Genomic DNA, 23,506 nt, shown 5'->3' with positions numbered 1-23,506 from the left:
GGCGGCACCCGTTACGCCGACACGGCGGACGGGCCGAGCAGTGCCTTGAGGTCGCCCATCAGCGCGGGCGACGGCGTCACCCGGCGGTCGATCGCCAGCCGCAGGTTGTTGCGGCCCTGCAGGTGCAGGTGCACCTCGGTCGTACCGGGGTGCGCGCTCAGCACGTCCTTGAGCCGCTCCACCAGCGGCGGCGTGCACCGGGTCGCCTCGATCCGCACGCTCACCGGGCCGCGCGGTCCCTCGGTGGTGTCCAGCACGACCAGCTCCGAGCCGATCAGCTTGACGGTGTCCTCGCGGGCGTCGGTGTGCCCGGTGATCGCCACGATCGCGTCCTCGGCGATGTTCAGCGCGACCTGTGCGTACGAGGACGGGAAGAACATCACCTCGATCGAGCCTTCGAGGTCCTCCAGCACGACCTGGGCCCAGGGCGCGCCGGCCTTGGTCACCCGCCGGTTGACCGAGGACAAGATCCCGGCGAGCGTCACCTTCTGGCGCTCGCCGGTGGACTCGGCGTGCACCGCGGCGATGGTCATGTCGGCGTGCGCGCCGAGGATGTGTTCCAGGCCGAACAGCGGATGGTCCGAGACGTACAGCCCGAGCATCTCGCGCTCGAACTGCAGCAGCACCTTCTTGTCCCACTCGCCGTCCGGGACGCGGACGGCGAACACGTCCTCGCCGCCCACCGCGTCCTCGCCGAGGGAACCGAACAGGTCGAACTGGCCGATGGCCTCGGCGCGCTTGGTGTCCAGCACCGCGTCGACCGCGGGTTCGTACACGTTGATCAGCCCGCGGCGCACGTGCCCGAGCGAGTCGAACGCGCCGCCTTTGATCAGTCCCTCGATGGTGCGCTTGTTGCAGACGACCGCGTCGACCTTGCGCAGGAAGTCACCGAAGTCGGCGAACTCCCCCTTCGCCTTGCGGGTCGCGACGATGGAGCTGACCACGTTGGCGCCGACATTGCGGATCGCGGCGAGCCCGAAGCGGATGTCCGTGCCGGTCGGGGTGAAGTCGGCGTCCGAGGAGTTGACGCACGGTGCCAGGACCTTGATGCCCATCCGCCGGCACTCGGCCAGGTAGATCGCCATCTTGTCCTTGTCGTCCTTGACGGACGTGAGCAGCGCGGCCATGTACTCGGCCGGGTAGTTGGCCTTGAGGTACGCGGTCCAGTAGGAGATCACGCCGTACGCGGCCGAGTGCGCCTTGTTGAACGCGTAGTCCGAGAACGGCAGCAGGATGTCCCACAGCGTCTGGATGGCCTGATCGGAGTAGCCGCGCTCGCGCATGCCGGCGAAGAAGCCTGCCTGCTGCTTGTCCAGCTCGGCCTTCTTCTTCTTGCCCATCGCCCGCCGCAGCAGGTCCGCGGCGCCGAGGGAGTACCCGGCCACCTTCTGCGCGATCGCCATGACCTGCTCCTGGTACACGATCAGGCCGTAGGTGTCGTCCAGGATCTCCGCGAGCGGTTCGGCGAGCTCGGGGTGGATCGGGATCACCGGCTTGCGCCCGTTCTTGCGGTCGGCGTACTCGTTGTGCGAGTTCGCCCCCATCGGCCCGGGCCGGTACAGGGCACCGACCGCGGAGATGTCCTCGAAGTTGTCCGGCCGCATCGAGCGCAGTAACGCCCGCATCGGGCCGCCGTCCAGCTGGAAGACGCCGAGCGTGTCGCCCCGCGCCAGCAGCTCGAAGGTCGTCTTGTCGTCGACCGCGACGTCCTCGATCACCAGCCGTTCACCGCGGTTGGCCTCGATGTTGCGCAGCGCGTCGTCGATCACGGTCAGGTTGCGCAGCCCCAGGAAGTCCATCTTGAGCAGGCCGAGCGATTCACAGGTCGGGTAGTCGAACTGCGTGATGATCGCGCCGTCCTGCTCCCGCTTCATGATGGGGATGACGTCGGTCAGCGGCGCGCTGGACATGATCACCGCGCAGGCGTGCACGCCCCACTGCCGCTTGAGGCCCTCCAGGCCCTTCGCCGTCTCGAAGACCCGGGCGACCTCCTGGTCGGCCTCGACGAGCGCGCGGAACTCGGCGCCCTCCTTGTACCGCTCGTGGGCCGGGTCGAAGATCTTGTTCAGCGGGACGTCCTTGGCCATCACCGCCGGCGGCATCGCCTTGGTGATCCGGTCGCCCATCGAGAACGGGTAGCCGAGCACCCGCGAGGCGTCCTTGACCGCCTGCTTGGCCTTGATCGTTCCGTAGGTGACCACCTGCGCCACGCGGTCGTCGCCGTACTTCGCGGTCACGTACGCGAGCACCTCGCCGCGCCGGCGCTCGTCGAAGTCGATGTCGATGTCCGGCATCGAGACGCGGTCCGGGTTCAGGAACCGCTCGAAGATCAGCCCGTGCTCCAGCGGGTCGAGCTCGGTGATGCGCATCGCGTACGCCACCAGCGAGCCGGCTGCCGAGCCGCGGCCCGGGCCGACCCGGATGCCGTGCTCGCGGGCCCAGCCGATCAGGTCGGCGGTCACCAGGAAGTAGCTGGGGAAGCCCATCCGCAAGATCATCTCGACCTCGTAGTCGGCCTGCTTCCGCACGTGCTCCGGGATGCCGCCCGGGTAGCGCGCCACGAGGCCGCGTTCGACCTCCTTGACGAACCAGGAACTCTCGTCCTCCCCCGGCGGCAGCGGGAACTGCGGCATGTAGGTGCCGCTGCCTTCGGTGAAGCTCACCTCGCAGCGCTCGGCTATCAGCAGCGTGTTGTCGCACGCCTCGCGCAGATCGTGCTTGTCGGCCCACAGCGAGCGCATCTCGGCCGGGCTCTTGAGGTAGTAGCCGTCGCCGTCCAGTTTGAACCGGTTCGGGTCGGCCATCGTCTTGCCGGTGCCGACGCACAGGAGTACCTCGTGCGCGGCCGCATCGCCGGGGTGGGTGTAGTGCGAGTCGTTCGTGGCGATCATCGGCAGGGCGAGGTCGCGCGCCAGGCGCAGTAGCCCTTCGCGGACCCGCGTCTCGATCTCCAGCCCGTGGTCCATCAGCTCGAGGTAGAAGTTGCCCTTGCCGAAGATGTCCTGGAACTCGGCGGCACTGGCCCGGGCCTTCTCGTAGTCGCCGATACGCAGCCAGGTTTGGATCTCACCGGACGGGCAGCCGGTGGTCCCGATCAACCCGTTCGCGTATTCGGCAAGCAGTTCGCGATCGGCACGCGGCTTGTAGAAGAAGCCTTCCAGCGACGAACGCGACGAGAGCCGGAACAGGTTGTGCATGCCCGCGGTCGACTCGGCCAGCAGGGTCATGTGCGTGAACGCGCCGCCGCCACTGACGTCGTCGCTGCCGCCGTTGTTCCAACGCACCCGGGTGCGTTCGTAGCGGCTGGTGTTCGGGGTGAGGTAGGCCTCCATGCCGATGATCGGTTTGATGCCCGCACTCTTGGCCTTGCTGTAGAAGTCGTACGCGCCGAACACGTTGCCGTGGTCGGTCATCGCCAGCGCGGACATCTGCTGCCGCGCGGTCTCGGCGAACAGTTCGGTGAGCCGGGCGGCACCGTCGAGCATCGAGTACTCGGTGTGCACGTGCAGGTGCACGAACGAATCGGTGCCTGTTCCCACTGTCGCCCTGGCTCCCGTCCGTCTCTCGCCGTGACCGATCGATTGTCACAGACGGGGACGACAGCCCGCGGTTGGGACCGCGGGTGTGTCGGCGGCAGACTCTCGACCTGAGGTTCAGGTTCAGGCGCGGATGTCGACGTTCGCGCCGACCCGCGCCCAGCCGTACAGGAACTTCATCGCGGCCAGCGGCATGTGCACGCAGCCGTGCGAGCCGTCCGTCTTGTACTGCGCGCTGCCGTACGGGAAGTGCTGCCAGCTCGAGTCGTGGAACCCGAACAGCGGGGCGTCGAACGGGATCCAGTACTTGACGTTGTACCGGTCGCCGTTGCTGAGCGTGAGCACCGAGTTCTTGTTGCGGCTCTGGATCGTGTACTTGCCGGTGGGGGTGCGCGTGTCGGGGCCGCTCATGCCGGTGGTGACGGCGGTGCTGTAGACCGTCCTGCTGCGCGCGCAGAGCCAGGCGTGCTGGGCGCGGATGCTGACCAGGACGAGTTGGCGCGCCTTGTTTCGGGCACAGTGATTCGGCTCCGGTGCCTTGGTGGGAGCCGGTCGCTCGGCGCTGGCCGGCGCGCCCGGGACGGTGTGCAGCGTGCTGTCGGCCACCGGGCTGTTCGCTGCCGCGTTGCCGCCGGCGTTCGTCACATGGCGTGCGACGTGACCGGTGGCGCACCCTGCCGCAAGCGCTGCGGCCAGCACAGCGACCGCGCCGAGCCATTTCGCCACCGTCCGCACCTCCACACAGTCGGCGCGCAGGGCACCGACGTTAGCTGATTTCGATCAGGCGCCGCCTGGTCGCGGCCCGCGGTGCAACCACCAGGTGATGCCCTCGCCCACCGGCACGAACCCACACCGCTCGTGCACCAGCTTGCCCTCCTCGGCCGCATTCAAAACGATTCGCGGCCGGCCGCGCCCGCGCGCTGGACCAGTGCATTTGCACCGCCTCGCACTCAGTCACCGCCTCGCGCTCAGTCACCGGCTCGCGCTCAGTCACCGCCGAGCCGGCCCGGGCATGTTGGCAGGATGGGCAGGTGGATCTCTCCGAGTTGACCGCCGCTGTCCGCGCCGACCTGTCGCACGCGCTGGTCGCACTCGACTTCGACGGCACGCTCGCGCCCATCGTTCCCGACCCGGCCGACTCACGACCTGTCGACGGGACGGTGGGCGCGCTCAGCGCACTCGCCGGCCGCGGGGCGCAGGTCGCGATCATCACCGGCCGGGACGCGCACACGGTGCTCGAGCTGAGCGGCCTGGCCGTGGTGCCCGGCCTGATCGTGGAGGGCCTGTACGGCGCGGAGAGCTGGCGCGACGGCGAACTCACCTCTCCCCCGACCCCGGAAGCGATCGAGCAGTTGCGACAGCGACTGCCGGGCATCGTTGCCACGGGCGACAAGAACGTGTGGATCGAGGACAAGCGGCTCTCGCTCGTCGTCCACGGCCGGTTGGCGCGCGACCCGGACGCCGCGCTTGCACCGCTGCGGGCCCCGGTCCTCGCGTTGGCCGCCGAGCTCGGGTTCGAGGTGCACGACGGACGGGGCGTCATCGAGTTGCGGCTGCCCGGATTCGACAAAGCGGGGGCGCTGCGCCGGCTGGTCGACCTCGTCCGGCCGTCGTCGGTGCTGTTCGCCGGTGACGACGTCGGTGACCTGCCGGCGTTCGCTGCGGTGCGGTCGATGCGTTCATCCGGAGCGGCCGCGTACGGGGTCGGCGTGCGGTCGTCGGAGGTTCCCGAGCTTGCGGACTCCGCGGACGTCCTCGTCGACGGGCCGGGCGGGGTTCTGGAGCTGCTGACCGCGCTGGTGGGGTAGCACGTGATGTGGATCTGCGGCGCCGCCGGTGCGGGCAAGTCCGTCGCAGCGTGGGAACTGTTCGCCGAGTTCGCTGCCGCTGACACACGCGTGGCATACGTTGACATCGACCAACTCGGAATGCTCTACCCCGAGGCAGACGACGACGTCGGATGGCATCACGCATTCAAGGGCGAGGCTCTGGGGCGGTGCTGCCCGGATACGTCGCCGCGGAGGCGCGACTCCTCGTCGTCTCTGGCGTCATGGACCCGCGGGTGGGCCCAGGCGGCAGTTGCCGCCGAATACCGACCTGCCTCCATGTCTGCTGTCCCCAGGCCCCACCGTCCTGAGGCTGCGGATTCTTGAACGCGGGTGGAGTCAGGCTGACGCTGACGAAGCTGTGGCGGAGGACGCCCTACTAGCAGACGCGCAGTTCGTCGACCTTCCGATCGAGACAGCGGCGCTGCCGGTCGCGGCGACGATCGCACGCCTGCGTGAGTACGCGCACTTCGCGGGTGAGGGCCCACCGATTGCGGCCGACCCACGGTGCACTCCGCCGTTTTTGTCGTACCTTCGGGCTACATTCCAATACATGTTCGAGGCAGCGGATCCGGTGGGCGCGGTTGCGTCGATCCGTGCCGGGGTCGATGCGCTGCTGGCCTCGGACTTGACGGCGCTGTCTCGTGATGGGTTGTTGGAGCTGACCCGGGAGTTGGAGCGGCAGGCCCGCCGGATCCCGGCGGTCGATCACCGGGTGGTCGCCGAACTGGACGAACGGAACCTGGCCGGTGAGCTGGCCTGCGCGAACACCGCGACCCTGTTGCACGATCTGCTGCAGCTGCACCCGCGCGAGGCGAAGGCCCGCGTGACGGCGGCGCGTGAGCTGACCGAGCGGCACGCGCTGTCCGGGGACATTCTGCCGCCGGTGTGCCCGGCTGTGGCCGCGGCACAACGCGCCGGAACCATCTCCCCCGCACACGCGAAGGTGATCGGCGAGCTGATGCACTGGCTCGCCGCCGAACACGACCGCGCCTTCGGCGCCGAGCTGGAACAGTGCCTCGTCGAGCACGCCGCCCAGCTGGACCCGCTGCAACTGGCCCGCGCCGTCACCCGGCTCAAAGCCCGGCTCGACCCGGACGGACCCGAATCCCGCGACCGCGAGAACCAGCGCCGCCGCGGCGTCACGATCAGCCCCAACCCGGACGGCACTGGCGAACTGCGAGGACACCTGACCGCTGCGACCACCGCGATCTGGCAGGCGATCTTCGACTCGCTCGCGGCACCACGACCCAGCACGGAACACGGCCGAGACGACCGCAGCGCGGCACAACGCCGACACGACGCCCTGCACGACGCCGGACTGCGACTACTGCGCACCGGCACCCTGCCCGACTGCGGTGGCACCCCGGTCACCGTCCAGGTCACCGTCCGCGCCGAAGACCTGCGCAACCGCACCGGCCTGGCCGACACCGCACACGGCGACACCATCAGCATCGCCGAACTGCTGCACCTCGCCGCCGAGGCCGAGATCATCCCGGTAGTGCTGGACGACGCGGGCGGGGTTCTCGCCTACGGCCGCACCCGCCGATACGCCACCCCGGCACAACGCCGCCCCCTAGCCGCCCGCGACCGAGGCTGCTCCTTCCCCGGCTGCACCATCCCACCCGCCTGGACCGAGGTCCACCACGTCACACCCTGGAACGACGGCGGCCGCACCGACCTCGACGAAACCACCCTCGTCTGCGACTTCCACCACGACAACCACGAGCAGGCCGGCTGGACCTGCCAGATGATCAACAAGATCCCCAACTGGATCCCACCACCCTGGATCGACCCCGACCAGAGACCCCGACGCAACACCGCCCACCACGTCGAGATCACCTTCGACATCGATCCCGACCTGGCCCGAGCGGTACACCCGCCGATCCGAACCTGACCCGCACTCACCGACACCGGCACCGACGGTCGACGAGCGCTGCTGCTACGTCGGAGATGACCACATCTGCTGCCGCTCGTCACCGGAGTCGAAGAACGTATTCAGATACTCGGCCGGCGCCAGGCGACTGTCTCGCATCAACGAGAACACCTCAGCACCTTGGCCCACCACGTCCGCGAGCTGGTAACACTGGGCAAGGCCCAGGTAGGCATCCGGCCCCCCTCGATCGCCGTCGCGTACTCGGTTGCTTCAGCCTCGGCGAGGGCGATCGCCTCGTCGAAGTGCGACGCCCGCCAGAGCGTGATCCGCTCCTCGTAGGTGTGAACCTCGTCGTCATCGCCACGCCCGATCGCGAAGATGCAGCGCACCGCGAACCATGGCACAGCGCTGCCGAGCCCGGTCGTCATCGCACCATCGTCGCAGCCGACGTCAGTCGAGGGCATCCAGCTGCGCGCGGAACCACTCGGTCGGCGGCAACGCGGTCGCAGCGCGCCGCATCCGCTCGGCGCGGGCGGTACGGTCGTCGCGCCGCATGCTCAACGCGGCGTGCAGCGCGTCAGCAGTGGCCGACACGTCGAACGGGTTCACCACCAGGGCGTCGCCGCCGAGCACGTCGGCCGCACCGGCCTCACGCGACAACACGACCGCCGGGCTGTGTTCGGATATCACCAGCGCCTCGAGGACGACGAGATTCATCCCGTCACGCACCGAGTTGATGAACACCACGTCGCTGCGGCGCAGCGCTGCCAACGCAGCCGGATAGTCGTCGGCGATCTCGAGCAGGACAGGCGTCCAGTCGTCGGTCGCGAACTCCTCCTCGATGTCACTCGTGAGTCGCTCGATCGACGCCGTGTACTCGCGGTACGCCGGCAAGTCCTCGCGGGACGGGTTGTTGAACACCGCGTGCACCACCCGACCGCGCCACTGTGGGTAGCGCCGAAGCAACTCGCGGTAGGCCAGCAGCCCGCGCCACACGTTCTTCGACAGCTCGGTACGGTCGACCCGGCCGATCACCCGGCAGTCGCCCACTTCAGCGTCCAGCGTCTTCAGCGCACTCTCGACATCACGACGCCACGCGACCTTCTTCATCTCGTCCGGATCGGTGCCGAGCGGGAACACCCGCACGCCCTCCGGCTCGCGACCCAAAACCGTCCGGCAGCACGCCGTGAACAGGTCCGCCCAGCGCTGGGTGTGGAAGCCGACGACGTCAGCACCCAGGACACCGTCGACGACCGCGTGTGCGACATCGTCCGGAAGCATCGTGAAGTAGTCCGGCGACACCCACGGGGTGTGCGTGAAGTGCCCGATCCGGACGTCCGGGCGCAGCGTGCGAACCATGCGCGGCACGAGGAACAGGTGATAGTCCTGGACCATCACCCGGGCGTTCGGCGCGGCCTCCTCGGCCAGCGCCTCGGCGAACGCCTGGTTGTAGCGCACGTACGACAGCCACTGCCGCCGCCAGGACGCGTCGAAGTTCGGTGCCTTCGGCAACTCGTACAGCATGTGCAGCACGAACCACAGCGTCGAGTTGGCCACCCCGTTGTAGGCGGCGCGAAACGTCTGCGCGTCGATCGGCAGCATCCGCACGTCGAAGTCGCCGTGCAGGGCGTTGGCGGCGAAGTCCAGTTGCGAGAGCCGCCCGCGCGGAGCCTGCCGCGAAAGCGTCCGCTCCCGCTCGTTCATCGCCGCGCACACCCACACCGCGTCCGGCGTGCTGGCCAGCGCCGCCTGCATCCCGGACACCAGACCGCCGCTGCCGCGCCGGATCTCATCATCGCCGTCCTCGACCGACACCACCGACAGCGGGCCTCGATTGGACGCGACGAGCAGCGGGGCCGAGCCGGGATCAGTCATGACCCATCACTACCCCGATCGCCGCGGACGTACCCGTGCGTCACGACTCGCCCCGCAGCACGTCCAGTGCATGCTGCAGGTCGGCCGGATAGGGCGAGCGATAACGGACCTGCTCGCCGCTGCCGGGGTGCGTGAAGCCGAGTTCGCGCGCGTGCAGCCACTGCCGGGTGAGCCCGAGGCGCCTGGCCAGCGTCGGGTCGGCGCCGTAGGTGAGGTCGCCGACGCACGGGTGCCGCACGGCTGCCGTGTGCACCCGGATCTGGTGGGTACGCCCGGTCTCGAGGTGGACGTCGAGCAGGGTCGCCCCCCGGAACGCCTCGTCGGTTTCGTAGTGCGTGACGCTCGGCCGGCCGCCGCTGGCAACGGAGACGACCGCGAACTTGTAGTCGGCTGACAGATGCCGGCCGATCGGCGCATCGATGGTGCCGCGGCTGGGATCCGGATGCCCCTGCACCAGAGCCGAATAGCGCTTGTCGACGGTGCGTTCCTTGAACGCGAGCTTGAGCAGCGAGTAGGCGCGCTCGCTCTTGGCCACCACCATCGCCCCGGTCGTCCCGGCGTCGAGACGGTGCACGATGCCCTGCCGCTCGGCGGCGCCGGACGTGGCGAGCCGGTAGCCCATCGCGGCCAGCCCGGAGAGCACTGTCGGCCCGGTCCAGCCGGGACTCGGGTGCGCGGCCACGCCTACCGGCTTGTCGACCACCACGATGTCCGCGTCGTCGTGCAGCACGACCAGCCCGTCGACCGGCTCGGGCTCGACGGCGGCCACCTCGGCCGCGGGCAGGCTCACCTCCAGCCACTCGCCGCCGCGCACCTTCGCCGAGCGCGGCACCGCGGTGCCGTCGAGGGTGACCTGGCCCGCGTCGATCAGGTCCGCGGCCGCGGTGCGCGAGAAGCCGAACAGCCGGGACATCGCCACGTCCAGCCGCAGTCCCTGCAGGCCGTCCGGGACCGGCAACAACCGGGTGTCAGTCACGAGCGCCGGCGCCGCCGTCGAGATCGATGCCACGCAGCGCGAGGACAGCCGCGAGGACGGCGCCACAGCAGATTGCCGAGTCGGCGATGTTGAAGATCGGCCAGTGCTCCCCGTTAGGGCCGAACACGCTGATCCAGTCGACCACGTGCCCGCGACCGACGCCCGGTGCGCGGAAGATGCGATCGGCGAGGTTGCCCAGCGCGCCACCGAGGATCAGGCCGAGCGACACCGCCCAGCCGACCGAGCGCATCCGGCTCGCCGTGCGCAGAATGATCACCACGACCGCGGCCGCGACGGCGGTGAGGATGACGGTGAAGCCGGTACCGAGCGAGAACGCCGCGCCGGAGTTGCGTGCCAGATCGAGATAGACGAGCCCGCCGAGCGTGCGCTTCGGCGCTTCGCCGCTCAGCTGCCCCACCACGAGCACCTTGCTCACGACGTCGAGAACGAGGGCGACGAGCGCCACCGCGAGGAACACGCCGATGCGGCGAGGACGGGGCTGCTGCGGGCGATCAGGCACCGGCTCGCGCTGCGTCTCGGCCCGTTCCGGAGTGCTCACCCGGACATTGTCCCGCATCGCGGCGACAGCCGGCCGCGCGGACCGAGGCGGGATCGCAGCGGCTCAGCGGCGCTCCTCGCGCTGCTTGCAGTTCACGTCGAGGGTCGCGGCCGGGAACGCCTTGAGCCGGGCCTTCGGAATCGGCTTGCCGCAGCTCTCGCAGAACCCGTAGCTGCCGTCGTCGATCCGCTCGACGGCGCGCTGGATCTGGGTGAGCAGGTCGAGCCGGTTGGCGGCGATCGACTGCTCCTGCTCGCGTTCGAAGGTCTTGCTACCGGCGTCGGCCTGGTCGTCGCCCGCGCCGTCCGTCCCGGCCTGCTGCAGGTCGTTGAGGTCGCGGATCGACCGGTCGTACGCGCTGCGCATCTGGGCGAGCTCGTCGGTGAGCTGCTTGCGCACGGCCTTGAGCTCGGCCCGGGTCCACTCCGAACCCTTGGGTACGGCGGGGGTCGAGGGCGTCGGCGTGGCGGGCATCGTTGCCTTCGCGGGGGCCTTCTTCGCGGGGGCCTTCTTCGCGGGGGCCTTCTTCGCGGGCGCAGCCTTCTTCGCGGGCGCCTTCTTGGCGGGCGCCTTCTTGGCGGGCGCCTTCTTGGCGGGCGCCTTCTTCGCGGGCGCCTTCTTCGCGGGCGCCTTCTTCGCGGGCGCCTTCTTCGCGGGCGCAGCCTTCTTCGCGGGGCCTTCTTCGCGGGAACCTTCTTCGCGGGAGCCTTCTTCGCGGCTGCCCCCTGTGTCGCGCCAGCTGCGGACGAGCTACCGCCGACACGGCGCAGCGCGCGCCCGATCCGTCCTACGGCAGCCATCGGCTGATCCCCTCTCCTGGGCGGCCCGTGGCATTCCATGGCCCGCAAAGGCGGCAACTATATGGTCCCGGCAACCGCACCGCTAGTGGCCACGCCGATCAAAGCGCTAGAAGCTGCGCCAATCGGGCACGTAGCGTGGCCGGATCACCGGCGATCCGGACCACCTTGTCGCGGCCGGTGCGGGCGGCGACCAGCTCCACCCGGCTGCGGGGCACTGCGAACGCCCGGGCCACCGCCTCGGTGACGGCAACATTGGCCGCGCCGGCGACAGGCCGGGCGGCAACCGCCACCACCAGCGCGTCCGCACGGTATCGGCCGCCGACGGCAGGGCGCGAGGCGCCGGTACGCACCCGCACCGACACGCGCAGCCCCGCCGATTCGCCGTCCACAACTATCCATCCTCGCGCGCCGCTAGGATGGACCGGCAACGACGAGGACGAGTAGCCACGCAGGCCAGCAGGTAGCGACCCGGGGACGGTGCGAGCCCGGGTGCCAGGAGCGCGCGCGAAATCACCTCCGAGCACCGGAAGAACGGCGGCCGTCCGCCCAGTAGAACCGGGCCAGTGAACGAAGTGGGCGCACGGCACGACGCGCCAACGAGGGTGGTACCGCGGCACGCGGGCCGGGCAAACCGGCACTCGGGTCGTCCCTCGGGTCCGCACGACTCGAAGGGACACCACCGCGATGACCGAAGGCTCCGGCTACCAGCCGCTCCCGCCGCACGTCGACCTCGCCGCGCTCGACCACGAGGTGATCGACCGCTGGCGCGAGCTGCGCGTGTTCGCGCGCAGCCTGGAGCAGACCGAGCACGGCCCGGGCTGGACCTTCTACGAGGGACCGCCGACCGCGAACGGCATGCCCGGCACGCACCACGTCGAGGCCCGCGTGTTCAAGGACATCTTCCCGCGGTTCAAGACGATGAAGGGCTACCACGTCCCGCGGATGGCGGGCTGGGACTGCCACGGCCTGCCGGTCGAGCTCGCCGTGGAGAAGGAGCTCGGCTTCACCGGCAAGCCGGACATCGAGGCGTACGGCATCGCCGAGTTCAACGCCAAGTGCCGCGAGAACGTGCAGCGCCACGTCGACGCGTTCGAGGCGATGAGCGAGCGGATGGGCTACTGGGCCGACTACGAGAACGCCTACTGGACGATGCGCCCGGACTACGTCGAGTCGGTCTGGTGGGCGCTCAAGCAGATCTTCGACAAGGGGCTGCTCGTCGAGGACTATCGCGTCGCGCCGTACTGCCCGCGCTGCGGCACCGGGCTGTCCGACCACGAGGTCGCCCAGGGCTACGAGGACGTCACCGATCCGTCGGTCTACGTGCGCTTCCCGCTGACGTCCGGCCCGTGGGCCGGCCAGGCCGACCTGCTGGTCTGGACCACGACGCCGTGGACGCTGGTGTCCAACACTGCCGTCGCGGTGCACCCGGACGTGCAGTACGTGGTGGCCCGAACCGCCAACGGGACGTTCGTGGTCGCCGAACCGCTGTGGCGCGACGTGCTCGGCGAGGACGCCGTCGAGCTGGCCGCCGTGACCGGACGCGAGATGGAGTACTGGCACTACGAGCGGCCGTTCCACTACGTGGCCTTTCCCGAGTCATCGGGCGAGATCGCCGTTCCTGCCGCCGAGCCGAAGAGCACCGACGCGCACTTCGTCGTCCTCGCCGACTACGTCACCACCGAGGACGGCACCGGCCTGGTGCACCAGGCGCCGGCCTTCGGTGCCGACGACCTGGCGGTCAGCCGCGCCTACGGGCTGATCGTGGTGAACCCGATCGCGAGCAACGGCCACTTCCTGCCCGGAGTAGGCCCGGTCGGCGGCGTGTTCTTCAAGGACGCCGACGAGCAACTGGTCGCGAACCTGCGCGAGCGCGGCCTGCTGTTCCGGCACGTGCCGTACACGCACAGCTACCCGCACTGCTGGCGCTGCCACACGCCGCTGATGTACTACGCCCTGCCCGCCTGGTACATCCGCACTACCGAGGTGAAGGACCGGCTGCTCGCCGAGAACGAGGCGACGACCTGGTACCCGGCGACGATCAAGCACGGGCGCTACGGCGACTGGCTCACCAACAACATCGACTGGTCGCTCTCGCGCGATCGCTACTGGGGCACGCCGCTGCCGGTATGGCGCAACGATGCCGACCCGACGCGGCTGGTCTGCATCGGATCGCTGGCCGAGTTGCGCGACCGCTCCGGCGTCGACCTCGACGACCCGCACCGGCCGTTCGTCGACGACGTCACCTTCACGGTCGACGGCGAGGACGGGACGTACCGCCGCGTGCCGCAGGTGATCGACGCGTGGTTCGACTCCGGCTCCATGCCGTTCGCGCAGTTCGGCGCGCCGTGGCGCAACGCCGACGCCGCTCGGGCCGCTTACCCCGCGGACTACATCTGCGAGGCCATCGACCAGACCCGCGGCTGGTTCTACTCGCTGATGGCGGTCGGCACCCTGGTGTTCGACCAGAGCTCGTACCGCACCGTGCTGTGCCTGGGCCACATCCTCGCCGAGGACGGCCGCAAGATGAGCAAGCACCTGGGCAACATCCTCGAGCCGATCCCGCTGATGGATCAGCACGGCGCGGACGCGCTGCGCTGGTTCATGCTGTGCAGCGGCTCGCCGTGGTCCGCGCGGCGCGTCGGGCACAAGGCGCTCGAGGAGATTGCGTCCAAGGTCATCCGCACGTACTGGTCGGTGGCCTCGTTCCAGTCGCTGTACGCGCGGGCGAACGGCTGGGCCCCGGCCGGGGGGACCGACGCCGGTACCCCCACCGAGCTGGACCGGTGGGCGCTGTCCGAGATGCACCGGGTGAGCGCCGAGGTCGACGCCGCGTTGGAGGACTTCGACACCGCCCGCGCCGGCCGCGCGCTCGCCGGCTACATCGACGACCTGTCCAACTGGTACGTGCGCCGCTCGCGCCGGCGGTTCTGGGACGGTGACCCGGCCGCGCTGACCACGCTGCACGAGTGCCTGCACGTGCTGACCCGGCTGCTGGCCCCGTTCGTCCCGTTCGTGACCGAGCGGGTGTGGCAGTCGCTGTTCTCCCCCGAGGTTCTCGGCGGCACGATCGACTCGGTGCACCTCGCGGCGTGGCCGATCGCGGACGAGTCCTTGGTCGACGTCGCGCTCGGCGAACACGTCGCGCAGGTGCGGCGCCTGGTCGAGCTGGGCCGGGCCGCGCGGGCCGAGTCCGGCGTGAAGACCCGCCAGCCGCTGGCCCGGGCGCTCGTCTCGGCGCCGGGCTGGGCCCGGCTGCCCGAGGGACTGCGGCAGGAGGTCGCGGCCGAGCTGAACGTGATCGAACTGGCCGCCCTGGCCGAGTCGACCGCGGGCGAACTGGTCGACGTCACCGCGAAGGCGAACTTCCGCGCACTGGGCAAGCGGTTCGGCAACGGCACCCAGGCGGTGGCCAAGGCGATCGCGTCTGCCGATGCCCGCGAACTGGCGATCGCGCTCGCCGCCGGCACCGCCACGGTGCAGGTGGCCGGTGCGGACGTGCCGCTCACCGGCGAGGAGGTGACCATCACCGAGACGCCGCGCTCGGGCTGGGCGGTCGCCTCCGCCGGCGCGGAGACGGTGGCCCTCGATCTGGAGCTGACACACGAGCTGCGCCTGGCCGGGCTGCTGCGCGACATCGTCAGGGTGGTGCAGGACGCCCGCAAGGCCGCCGACCTCGACGTGACCGACCGGATCGAGCTGTGGTGGCAGGTGGGCGGCTCGCCCGAACCCGCCGAGGCGATCCGCAGCCACGCCGACCAGCTGGCGGCCGAAGTACTCGCGACTGGCGTGCACGAGGGGGTGCCCGGCGAGGGCGTCGAGACGTTCCGGGTGACCGATGAGGACCTGGGACTGACGATCTGGCTGCGCCGCGCCTGCTGACCCGGCTCAGGCGCGCGCGGCGTCCGGCTCGCACAGGGCGCACGGCATGAACCCGTCGGCGCTCGCCTGCGCGTAGGGGACGGCCTCGGCCTGCTGACCGCTGATGATCATGCAGTCGGAGCGGTGATAGCGCGGCCGGCCGTCCACCACCCAGACCGCGTCGGGAGGCGGTTCGGCGACCGCGTCCGGCGTGCACGTGCCGCACGGGGTGAAGCCGTCCTCGACCGCTTGGCTGCGCGGGATCGGCTCGGCGTCCGTCCCGCCGAGCAGGCCGCAGCCGGCGCGGTGATAGTCCGGGCGGCCGTCGATCACCCACACGTCGCCGGAGCGGGTGCCCTCGGCGAACCAGGCGGCGCGCCGGGCGAGGTAGTCCTGATCGAGCCCCGTCTCGTCCGCGGCCGAGGCAGCTTCGGCCTTGGCGGGCGCCGTCGGCGGAGCTGACGCAGCCGGCGCCGCCCTCGCGGTGTGCGCAGCGGACGCCGCGCCCGAGCCGATCCGCTCCCGGGTCTGCCAGAGGGCGAAGGCGGCGGCCACGCTCGCGACGAGCGAGCCGATCAGCCAGGCCGCGCTGGCCAGTACCAGGCCCAGGATGAGGCACGCCAGGGCGAGCAGAAGAAGCCCGATCAGCACCATGACGCCCTACTCCCGCCGCTACGCCCGGCTGCGCACGTGCAGTGAGATTCAGCTGCGCTGTAACTCAGCTGCGCTATATCTCAACTGCGCTGCGCGTCCGCCTGCTCGTCCGGCTGCCCGCTCGGCTCGGCCCGCCCGCTGGCGTCCAGGTCACGCAGCTGCGACTCCAGGTAGCCGCGCAGCCGGGTGCGGTACTCGCGCTCGTACACCCGCAGCTCCTCCACCCGCCGTTCGAGCGCCGCCTTGCGCTGCTCGAACTGCGCGGTGATGGTGGCGGCCCGCTGCTCGGCGTCGCGCACCGTCTGCTCGGCACGAGCGGTGCTCTCCTCGTCCAGCTTGCGGGCGCGCATCTCGGCCTCGCCGACGTGCTGGGCGGACTTGCTCTGTGCATCGGCGAGCGAACTCTGCGCGCTCGCGCGCGCCTCGGACAGCAGCCGGTCGGCCTCGGCCTTGGACTGCGCCAGGTGCTGGTCGGCAGTCTGCTGGGCGAGCGCGAGCATCTGCACCGCCTGGGCGTGATGCTCGGACGGCGCGCCGGGGGTTTCGGCGGGCGCTTGCGCCGCGCGCTGCTGTGCCTCGGCGAGGGCCTGCTGCATCTGCTCGAGCTGCCGACGGTTCTCGGCCAGCTGCTGCTCGGTCTGCGCGAGCTGCTGCTGCAGCTGGACGACCTGCTGCTGCGCGCCGTTCTTGCCCTGCGTCATGGCCCGCTCGAGCTCGGCGACGTGCGCCTGCAGGCGCTGGTTCTCCTCGCGCGCCGAGGCGAGCTCGGCCGCGCTCGCCGTGTCGGCGGGCGCGTCGGCGGCCGACGCGGGAGCCGGTGCACCACTGCCCATGCGGGCGCGCAGGTCGTTGTTCTCCTCGATCAGCCGCGACAGTTCGACCTCGACGATGTCGAGGAAGGCGTCGACCTCTTCCTCGTCGTACCCACGCTTGCCGATCGGGGGCTTCTTGAACGCAACGTTGTGGACTTCAGCGGGCGTCAACGGCATTCGATCACCTCGTGTGTCGCTGCGAGCCGGGCGCTCCGGTGCAGATCATCGTTCCTAGCTGTTCGGTCGCTGTGCGGTAGGCGTGGCATGTGCTCGGGCGGTCCGATCTTATGCGCCGCGGTCAGCCCAGGGACAGCACTACCCAGTAGGCCGCAAGGATACCGAGCAGCAGAACCATGATGCTCAGATCCAGGCGTAGCGAACCCAGCTGCAAGGGCGGGATGAGCCGCCGCAGCAGCCGGATCGGCGGGTCGGTCGCGACGTACACCAGTTCCACGCCGACCGCCGCGATGCCCGCCGGCCGCCAGGCCCGCGCGAACTGCCGGGTGATCTCGACCACGAAGCGGGCCAGGATCACCAGCAGGTACACGTACAGCACATAGCCGACGATGTCCCAGAACATCGTCATCACCGTTCACCCGTCCCGTCGGTAGCGCCGTACCGGCCCCGTCGACGGCCGGCACCTCCATGGTGCCAGGCCGCCGCGGCAGGTCGCAGTCAGGACTGGTTGAAGAATGTGTTCTCAACCATCCGCGCCTTGTCCTGTGCCGTCACGGTGACGTTGTGCGGGCTGAGCAGGAACACCTTCGCGGTGACCCGCTCGATGCGCCCGTGCAGGCCGAAGGTCAGTCCCGCGGCGAAGTCGACCAGCCGTTTCGCGTCGGCGTCGTCCATCTCGGACAGGTTCATGATCACCGGCGTGTTCTTGCGGAAGTGCTCACCGATGGTGCGTGCCTCGTTGTAGGTGCGCGGGTGCAGCGCCGTTATCTGGTACGTGGGCTGGTCGTCGGCGTAGCCGTAGCCGTTCGCGTACGCCTCGACGTCGTCCGGGTACTCGCGGCGGACCACCTCGGCACCACGACCGTGCTGCGGCTCGCGCGGATAGCGCGCCTCCGCGTAGTCCTCGCGGCGCCCGCGGTCGCCGGCGTGTGCGTAAGCGCCGACGCCCTGGTCGGTCTCGGCGTAGTCCTCGTCTTCGACGAGGCCGAGGTATACGCCCATCCGGTGCATAGCTCCGGGCATCGAGTCCTCCAGTGATTCGGTGCGGTCGTGACGGCTGGTGCTGGTGTGACTTGGCTTCCTCAGGAACGCTAGCCGATAACCGGTGCTCGGCGGCCGAGCAACGCCGTACCGATCCGCACGTGTGTCGCGCCGTGCCGCAACGCCGCGTCGAGGTCGGCGCTCATCCCGGCCGAGATCGACCCGGCCCCGGGATGCTGGCCGCGCAGCCGAGCCGACACCCGCTGCACCTCGGCGAAGGCCGCCTCCGGGTCGGCGCCCAGTGGTGCCACCGCCATCACGCCGCGCAGCGCCAACTCGGGGCGGGCCGCAACGGCGTCGGCCAGCGTCGCCAGTTCATCCGCGACCACCCCGCCGCGCTCGGGATCGCCGTCCAGGCTGAGTTGGACGAACACCTCGATCGGGGACCGGCCCAGCTCGGCCACCGCATCGGCGAGCCGGGTCGCCAGCTCCGCCCGGTCCAGCGAGTGCACCGCGTGGGCGTACCGGGCGATCGAGCGGCACTTGCGCGACTGGATCTGGCCGAGGAAGTGCCAGTCAGGTGGCGCCGGCTGCTCGCCGGGCTCGGCGAGCAGCGCCGCGACCTCGGCCACCTTGGCCGTCGCCTCCTGGTCCCGGCTCTCCCCCACGTCGCGGACACCGAGCCGAGCGAGCGTGACGACGTCGACGGCCGGATAGGTCTTCGTGACGGCGATCAGCGTGATCTCGCGCGCGTTCCGACCGCACGCCGCGCACACCTCGGCGATCCGGCTGCGCACTGCTCCCAGCGAGGTGACCAGCTCGGAGCGGCGGCCGTCGTCGTCGCTCACGGCGGTCAGGACTTGAGGAAGTCGGGCACGTCCAGCTCGTCGTCCAGGCTCACCCGGGTCCGGGCGCCGCTGCGCGTGGGCGTCGAATACTCGCTGGCCACGGCGTCATCCGCCCGGGCCGGCACCGCGGCCGGGCCGGCCGGCTGGGCCGGATGGCCGTTCGCCGCCGGCTGGCCGGCCGCCGGCTCGCGCCGCACGTCCACCTTCTTGTACGGCAACTGCCCGCTGTCGAAGCCGGCCGCGATGACGGTGACCTTCACCTCGTCGCCCAGGGTGTCGTCGATGACCGCACCGAAGATGATGTTCGCCTCGGGGTGCGCCGCCTCGGCGACCAACGAGGCCGCCTCGTTGATCTCGAACAGGCCGAGGTCCGAGCCGCCGTAGATGGACAGCAGCACGCCGTGCGCTCCCTCCATGCTGGCCTCGAGCAGCGGGCTGGCGATCGCGATCTCGGCCGCCTGCCGCGCCCGGTTGTCGCCGCGCGCCGCGCCGATGCCCATCAGCGCCGAGCCGGCGCCGCTCATCACGCTCTTGACGTCGGCGAAGTCCAGGTTGATCAGGCCGGGCGTCGTGATCAGGTCGGTGATGCCCTGCACGCCGGACAGCAGCACCTGGTCGGCGCTGCGGAATGCGTCCATCACGCTGACGTTGCGCTCGCTGATCTGCAGCAACCGGTCGTTGGGAATCACGATCAGCGTGTCGCACTCGGCGCGCAGTTGCTCGATGCCGTCCTCGGCCTGCGTCGCCCGCTTCTTGCCCTCGAAGGAGAACGGCCTGGTGACCACGCCGATGGTGAGCGCGCCGAGCTTGCGGGCGATGCTGGCGATGACCGGGGCGCCGCCGGTGCCGGTGCCGCCGCCCTCGCCTGCGGTCACGAAGACCATGTCGGCGCCCTTGATCACCTCTTCGATCTCGTCGCGATGATCCTCGGCGGCCTTGCGGCCGACCTCGGGCTGCGCGCCCGCGCCGAGGCCGCGGGTGAGCTCGCGGCCGACGTCGAGCTTGACGTCGGCATCGCTCATCAGCAGCGCCTGCGCGTCGGTGTTGACGGCGATGAACTCGACGCCCTTGAGTCCGACCTCGATCATCCGGTTGACGGCATTGACGCCGCCGCCGCCGACACCGACGACCTTGATGACCGCGAGGTAGTTGTGCGGTGCTGTCATGGCTCTGGCTCCTGTTGCTGATCGTCCGGTTCGGTTGTCGCTGCGGGCTGCCCGTCAACCCTCACCCTCAAGTAGACCCTTAATGTTATGTCAGCCTGGGATGTTGTTGCCCAAGGTAAGTCGGGCGCTGGGACGCACCGGGCAGGCGCGCCGAGGACACGCCCGGTTTTTCCCGAGCCGGTCCGAGCCGGTCCGAGCCGGTCCGAGCCGGTCCGCGCCGATCCCGCCGCTCAGCGCGCGAACGGGAGGTCCGGGTCGGTGACATCGAACTGGGTGCCGTCGCGCCGGAGCAGGGCAGGCAGGATGCGGGCCTTGTCGGTGCTGTGGTCCGCGCTTCCCCACCGCACCACCCGACCGTCGGCCAGCAGCAACGTGATCGCGTCCGGGTCCAGCGCCTGGATCGAGTCGACGGCGCGGCGGACCTGCTCCGGCAGGGCGGCGGCCACGGTGGCGACGGCGGCGCCGGTGGCCCGCGCGTTCGGCCCCGCGGACACGACGAACCGGGGCAACTGCTTCGGCGCGGACGGCGCGGAGCGGTACTGATCACCGGTGCGGTCGACCAGTCGCACGGCACCGCCGGAGCGGACATAGCCGACCGCGACCCGCTCGGTGACGGTGATGACGACGGTCGACGGGAAGGACGTGGTGACGGTCGCGGACGCGACGTCCGGCAGCGCCTCGACGCGGTGCAGCACGGCCGCCTTGTCCAGCCGCACCAGCGGCGTCCCGTGCGCGATCCGGGCCGCGGCGCGCACCTGCTCCGCCGTCAGGGCGTGGGTGCCGCGCACGGTCACGGTGCGCACCCCGAGCACCGAGCTGAACGCGACCAGCCAGGTGAGCACGGCGGCCACCACGAACAGCGCGAACGCGGCCAGGATCAGCCTGCGGTGTGGCAGCGTGCCACCGGTCGAGCGCTGCTCGGAACGCTCGCCGCGCAGCGCGGTGAGGCTCACGGCTGTGGCTCCGAGGCGGGGACCGGCCCGGACGCGGACCGGAACGCCGCGCGGCAGGCGTCGCGGATCTCGTCGCACAGCAGGTAGACGTTGCCGATCCCCATCGTGAGCACCAGGTCGCCCGGCCGGGCCAGCGCGGCGATCCGCGCCGGCACCGCGCCGTAGCGCGGTTCGTACACGACCCGCTCGGCGGGAAGCTCGATCAGCTCGGTGATCGTCGCGCCGGTGATGCCCGGGATCGGCTCCTCGCGGGCCGGGAAGATGTCCATCACCACCGCGATGTCCGCGAGCGCCATGGCGTCGGCGAACTCGCGGGCGAAGGTCTGGGTGCGGCTGTAGGTGCCGGGCTGGAACACCGCGATGAGCCGGCCCTCGCCGGCCGCCGGACGCGCCGCGGTGAGCGAGGCGACGATCTCGGTCGGGTGGTGCGCATAGTCGTCATAGACCCGCACGCCACCGCCGGTGCCGTGCGACTCGAACCGCCGGTGCACCCCGCCGAAGCCGGCCCAGGCCCGGGTGACCGCGTCCAGGTCCAGCCCCAGCTCGCCCGCCATCGCCAGCGCCGCCGCGGCGTTGAGCGCCATGTGGCGGCCGATCAGCGCGCCCACCCGCACCCGCCTGGTGCCGATGTGCGCGTCGTGCGCGGTGAACTCGACGCCGTCCGGAAGCAGGAGGATGTCGCTGACCAGGACGTCCGCTCCCGGGCTCTCGCCGTAGGTCTGCACCCGTCGCCCGGTGCGGCGGGCGTACTCGGCGATGCGTTGCGCGCCCGCATCGTCGGCGCACGCGAGCAACAGCCCCCGCTCCTCGATGCGGTCGACGAACTGCTCGAAGGCGCGGAAGATCCCCTCGAGGTCGCCGTGGTTCTCCAGGTGATCGGCCTCCACGTTCGTCACGATCGCGGCGACCGGACGGGTGAGCAGGAACGAGCCGTCACTCTCGTCCGCCTCGACGATCGCGAGCGTGCCGGTGCCCAGGTGCGCGTTGCGGCCGCCCTCGTAGAGGTTGCCGCCGATCGCGAACGACGGGTCGACACCGCACGCCTGCGCGCCGACGGTGAGCAGCGAGGTGGTCGAGGTCTTGCCGTGCGTGCCGGCGATGGCCACCGAGCGCTTGTCCTCGAGTGCGGCCGCCAGCGCCGCCGCCCGGCGCAGCACCGGCTTGCCGCTCGCCCGGGCGGCGAGCATCTCCTCGTGCTTGGGGTTGATCGCGGTCGTGTACACGAAGGTGTCCGCGTCCAGCAGGTGCTCGACCGAGTGCCCGACGTGCACGGTGGCGCCGAGCGCCCGCAACCCGTCCACCGTCGTCGACATCCGCGCCTCGCAGCCGCTCACCGGCACCCCGCGCTCGATCAGGATCCGGGCCAGCCCGCTCATGCCTGCGCCGGCGATGCCCATGATGTGCACCCGGCCCAGGTCGGCCAGCGCCGGGATGACGTCGGTGGCGGCGCTGCGCACCAGCGCGGCGCCGGGCGCGGCCCAGTCCTGCGGCCGGCCCTCGCTCGCGTCCTGGGTGGTGCGGTCGGTCACGGTTTCCCTCCGGTGAGATGCCGGTATTCGGCGACGACGTTGAGCACGTGCCGGGCCAGCACGACGTCGGCGTCCCTCGATCCAGCATGCGCCGCGGCGCGCGACATCGCCTCCAGCACTGCCGCGTCGGTGATGCGCGGCACGACGTTCGCGAGCACCCAGTCCGGGGTGAGGTCGGCGTCGTCGAGGAGCAACCCGCCGCCGGCCGCGACGATCGGTTCGGCGTTGAATCGCTGCTCGCCGTTGCCGACCGGATAGGGGACGTATGCCGCGGGCAGCCCGACCGCGGACAGCTCCGCGCAGGTCATCGCGCCACACCGGCACAGCACGAAGTCCGCGGCCGCGTAGGCGTACTTCATCTGTTCGACGTACGGCACGACCACGTACGGCGGCGCACCCGGTTCGGCCGGCACGTTTAGGACGTTCTTCGGCCCGATCACGTGCAACACCTGGATACCGGCGGCACGCAGCCCGGCGGCCGCGCCGGACGCCGCCCAGTTGATCGTGCGGGCCCCCTGCGAGCCGCCGGTGACGAGCAACGTCGGCCGGTCGGCGTCGAGCCCGAAGCGCGCTCGCGCCTCGCCGCGCAGCGCCGGCCGGTCCAGTTGCGAGATGTCCGGCCGCAGTGGGATCCCGATCGCGGTGGCGTGCGGCAGCGCGGCGCGGGCGCTTGCGGTGAACACGTGCTTGGTGAGCCGCGCGGCGCTGCGGTTGGCCAGCCCGGGCTTGGCGTTGGCCTCGTGCACGACGATCGGCAGGTTGCGCCGCTTCGCCGCGAGGTAGGCGGGCACCGCGACATACCCGCCGAAGCCGACGACCACCTCGGCGCGTACCCGATCCAGGATCTCCCCGGCCGCCGCGACCGCGGCACGCACCCGCGCCGGGGTGGCCAGCAGGTCGCGTCCGGGCCGGCGCGGCAGTGGCACCGGCGGGACGAGTTCGAGCGGATAGCCGCGCGCCGGGATCAACGTGGTGTCCAGTCCCTTGGTGCTGCCGATCGCGGTGATCACCGCAGCCGGCTCGAGCCTGCGGATCGCATCGGCCAGGTTCATCGCCGGCTCGATGTGCCCGGCCGTGCCA

At 70.8% G+C, this 23,506-nt stretch carries 19 protein-coding genes and 2 pseudogenes; 3 read left to right on the top strand and 18 right to left on the bottom strand.

The features are described 5' to 3' along the window. Window positions 1-11 precede the first annotated feature (11 nt). Window positions 12-3,485: a DNA polymerase III subunit alpha gene (gene dnaE, locus M6B22_RS20120; protein WP_407935750.1), complete on the bottom strand. Its 3,474-nt coding sequence runs from the start codon at window positions 3,483-3,485 to the stop codon at window positions 12-14. Between the two features lie 174 nt (window positions 3,486-3,659). Further along, on the bottom strand, window positions 3,660-4,262 hold the full coding sequence (locus M6B22_RS20115; RefSeq protein ID WP_269443353.1) for a L,D-transpeptidase: 603 nt from the start codon (window positions 4,260-4,262) through the stop codon (window positions 3,660-3,662). A gap of 305 nt (window positions 4,263-4,567) precedes the next feature. Here M6B22_RS20115 and otsB point away from each other — a divergent pair, with 305 nt between their 5' ends. Both otsB and M6B22_RS20105 read left to right on the top strand, forming a co-directional pair. Beyond that, window positions 4,568-5,344, top strand: coding sequence for a trehalose-phosphatase (gene otsB / locus M6B22_RS20110; RefSeq protein WP_269443352.1), 777 nt, complete (start codon window positions 4,568-4,570; stop codon window positions 5,342-5,344). Between the two features lie 379 nt (window positions 5,345-5,723). After that, window positions 5,724-7,259 carry an HNH endonuclease signature motif containing protein gene (locus tag M6B22_RS20105; RefSeq protein ID WP_269443351.1) on the top strand — a complete coding sequence of 512 codons (1,536 nt, stop codon included), beginning with the start codon at window positions 5,724-5,726 and terminating at the stop codon, window positions 7,257-7,259. A 137-nt stretch (window positions 7,260-7,396) separates the two neighbouring features. Here M6B22_RS20105 and M6B22_RS20100 read toward each other — a convergent pair whose 3' ends face one another. The 7 genes and pseudogenes from M6B22_RS20100 to M6B22_RS20075 form a co-directional block, all read right to left on the bottom strand. Further along, window positions 7,397-7,666, bottom strand: a complete 270-nt coding sequence (locus M6B22_RS20100; protein ID WP_269443350.1) for a DUF4288 domain-containing protein — start codon at window positions 7,664-7,666, stop codon at window positions 7,397-7,399. A gap of 22 nt (window positions 7,667-7,688) precedes the next feature. Then, complete coding sequence (locus M6B22_RS20095; RefSeq protein WP_269443349.1) at window positions 7,689-9,113, bottom strand: alpha,alpha-trehalose-phosphate synthase (UDP-forming); 1,425 nt, start codon at window positions 9,111-9,113, stop codon at window positions 7,689-7,691. A 40-nt stretch (window positions 9,114-9,153) separates the two neighbouring features. Continuing rightward, the gene (locus tag M6B22_RS20090; protein ID WP_269443348.1) at window positions 9,154-10,089 is read right to left on the bottom strand and encodes an RluA family pseudouridine synthase; all 936 of its coding nucleotides are present in this window, start codon (window positions 10,087-10,089) and stop codon (window positions 9,154-9,156) included. Beyond that, on the bottom strand, window positions 10,082-10,648 hold the full coding sequence (gene lspA / locus M6B22_RS20085; protein WP_269443347.1) for a signal peptidase II: 567 nt from the start codon (window positions 10,646-10,648) through the stop codon (window positions 10,082-10,084). The genes M6B22_RS20090 and lspA overlap by 8 nt, the downstream gene beginning before the upstream one ends. A 63-nt stretch (window positions 10,649-10,711) precedes the next feature. Continuing rightward, window positions 10,712-11,122 (bottom strand): TraR/DksA family transcriptional regulator, encoded by a 411-nt coding sequence (locus tag M6B22_RS20080; RefSeq protein WP_269443346.1) that lies wholly within the window; start codon window positions 11,120-11,122, stop codon window positions 10,712-10,714. Between the two features lie 57 nt (window positions 11,123-11,179). Next, window positions 11,180-11,260: pseudogene (locus tag M6B22_RS22320) on the bottom strand (hypothetical protein); the annotation flags it as partial. A 286-nt stretch (window positions 11,261-11,546) separates the two neighbouring features. Continuing rightward, a complete protein-coding gene (locus M6B22_RS20075; protein ID WP_269443345.1) occupies window positions 11,547-11,837 on the bottom strand; it encodes a DUF167 domain-containing protein in 291 nt (96 codons plus the stop codon). A 295-nt stretch (window positions 11,838-12,132) separates the two neighbouring features. Between M6B22_RS20075 and ileS the strand changes: the two genes are divergently transcribed. Further along, window positions 12,133-15,327 (top strand): isoleucine--tRNA ligase, encoded by a 3,195-nt coding sequence (ileS, locus tag M6B22_RS20070; protein ID WP_269443344.1) that lies wholly within the window; start codon window positions 12,133-12,135, stop codon window positions 15,325-15,327. A gap of 6 nt (window positions 15,328-15,333) precedes the next feature. Here ileS and M6B22_RS20065 read toward each other — a convergent pair whose 3' ends face one another. The 9 genes and pseudogenes from M6B22_RS20065 to M6B22_RS20025 all read right to left on the bottom strand — a co-directional run bounded on the left by M6B22_RS20065 (window position 15,334) and on the right by M6B22_RS20025 (window position 23,478). Further along, the gene (locus M6B22_RS20065) at window positions 15,334-15,960 is read right to left on the bottom strand and encodes a hypothetical protein (RefSeq protein ID WP_269443343.1); all 627 of its coding nucleotides are present in this window, start codon (window positions 15,958-15,960) and stop codon (window positions 15,334-15,336) included. Window positions 15,961-16,040: 80 nt separating this feature from the next. Beyond that, a complete protein-coding gene (locus M6B22_RS20060; RefSeq protein ID WP_269443342.1) occupies window positions 16,041-16,949 on the bottom strand; it encodes a DivIVA domain-containing protein in 909 nt (302 codons plus the stop codon). Between the two features lie 121 nt (window positions 16,950-17,070). Then, entirely contained in the window at window positions 17,071-17,358 is a 288-nt protein-coding gene (locus tag M6B22_RS20055) for a YggT family protein (RefSeq protein WP_269443341.1), read from the bottom strand. A gap of 89 nt (window positions 17,359-17,447) precedes the next feature. Next, entirely contained in the window at window positions 17,448-17,972 is a 525-nt protein-coding gene (locus M6B22_RS22315; protein WP_269443340.1) for a cell division protein SepF, read from the bottom strand. Window positions 17,973-18,040: 68 nt separating this feature from the next. Beyond that, window positions 18,041-18,778, bottom strand: coding sequence for a YggS family pyridoxal phosphate-dependent enzyme (locus M6B22_RS20045; RefSeq protein WP_269443339.1), 738 nt, complete (start codon window positions 18,776-18,778; stop codon window positions 18,041-18,043). Window positions 18,779-18,905: 127 nt separating this feature from the next. Further along, window positions 18,906-19,944: pseudogene (gene ftsZ / locus M6B22_RS20040) on the bottom strand (cell division protein FtsZ); the annotation flags it as partial. 230 nt (window positions 19,945-20,174) lie between these two features. After that, entirely contained in the window at window positions 20,175-20,897 is a 723-nt protein-coding gene (locus M6B22_RS20035) for a cell division protein FtsQ/DivIB (RefSeq protein ID WP_269443337.1), read from the bottom strand. Then, window positions 20,894-22,294, bottom strand: coding sequence for a UDP-N-acetylmuramate--L-alanine ligase (gene murC / locus M6B22_RS20030; RefSeq protein ID WP_407935749.1), 1,401 nt, complete (start codon window positions 22,292-22,294; stop codon window positions 20,894-20,896). The genes M6B22_RS20035 and murC overlap by 4 nt, the downstream gene beginning before the upstream one ends. A gap of 128 nt (window positions 22,295-22,422) precedes the next feature. Continuing rightward, window positions 22,423-23,478, bottom strand: a complete 1,056-nt coding sequence (locus M6B22_RS20025) for a UDP-N-acetylglucosamine--N-acetylmuramyl-(pentapeptide) pyrophosphoryl-undecaprenol N-acetylglucosamine transferase (protein WP_407935748.1) — start codon at window positions 23,476-23,478, stop codon at window positions 22,423-22,425. Window positions 23,479-23,506: the final 28 nt, after the last annotated feature.

This window comes from Jatrophihabitans cynanchi, assembly GCF_027247405.1.
In the GTDB taxonomy this organism is placed as follows: Bacteria; Actinomycetota; Actinomycetes; order Mycobacteriales; family Jatrophihabitantaceae; genus Jatrophihabitans_B; species Jatrophihabitans_B cynanchi.
The sequence above is the reverse complement of the archived record's forward strand: the minus strand, read 5'-3'. Positions and strand labels throughout refer to the sequence as shown.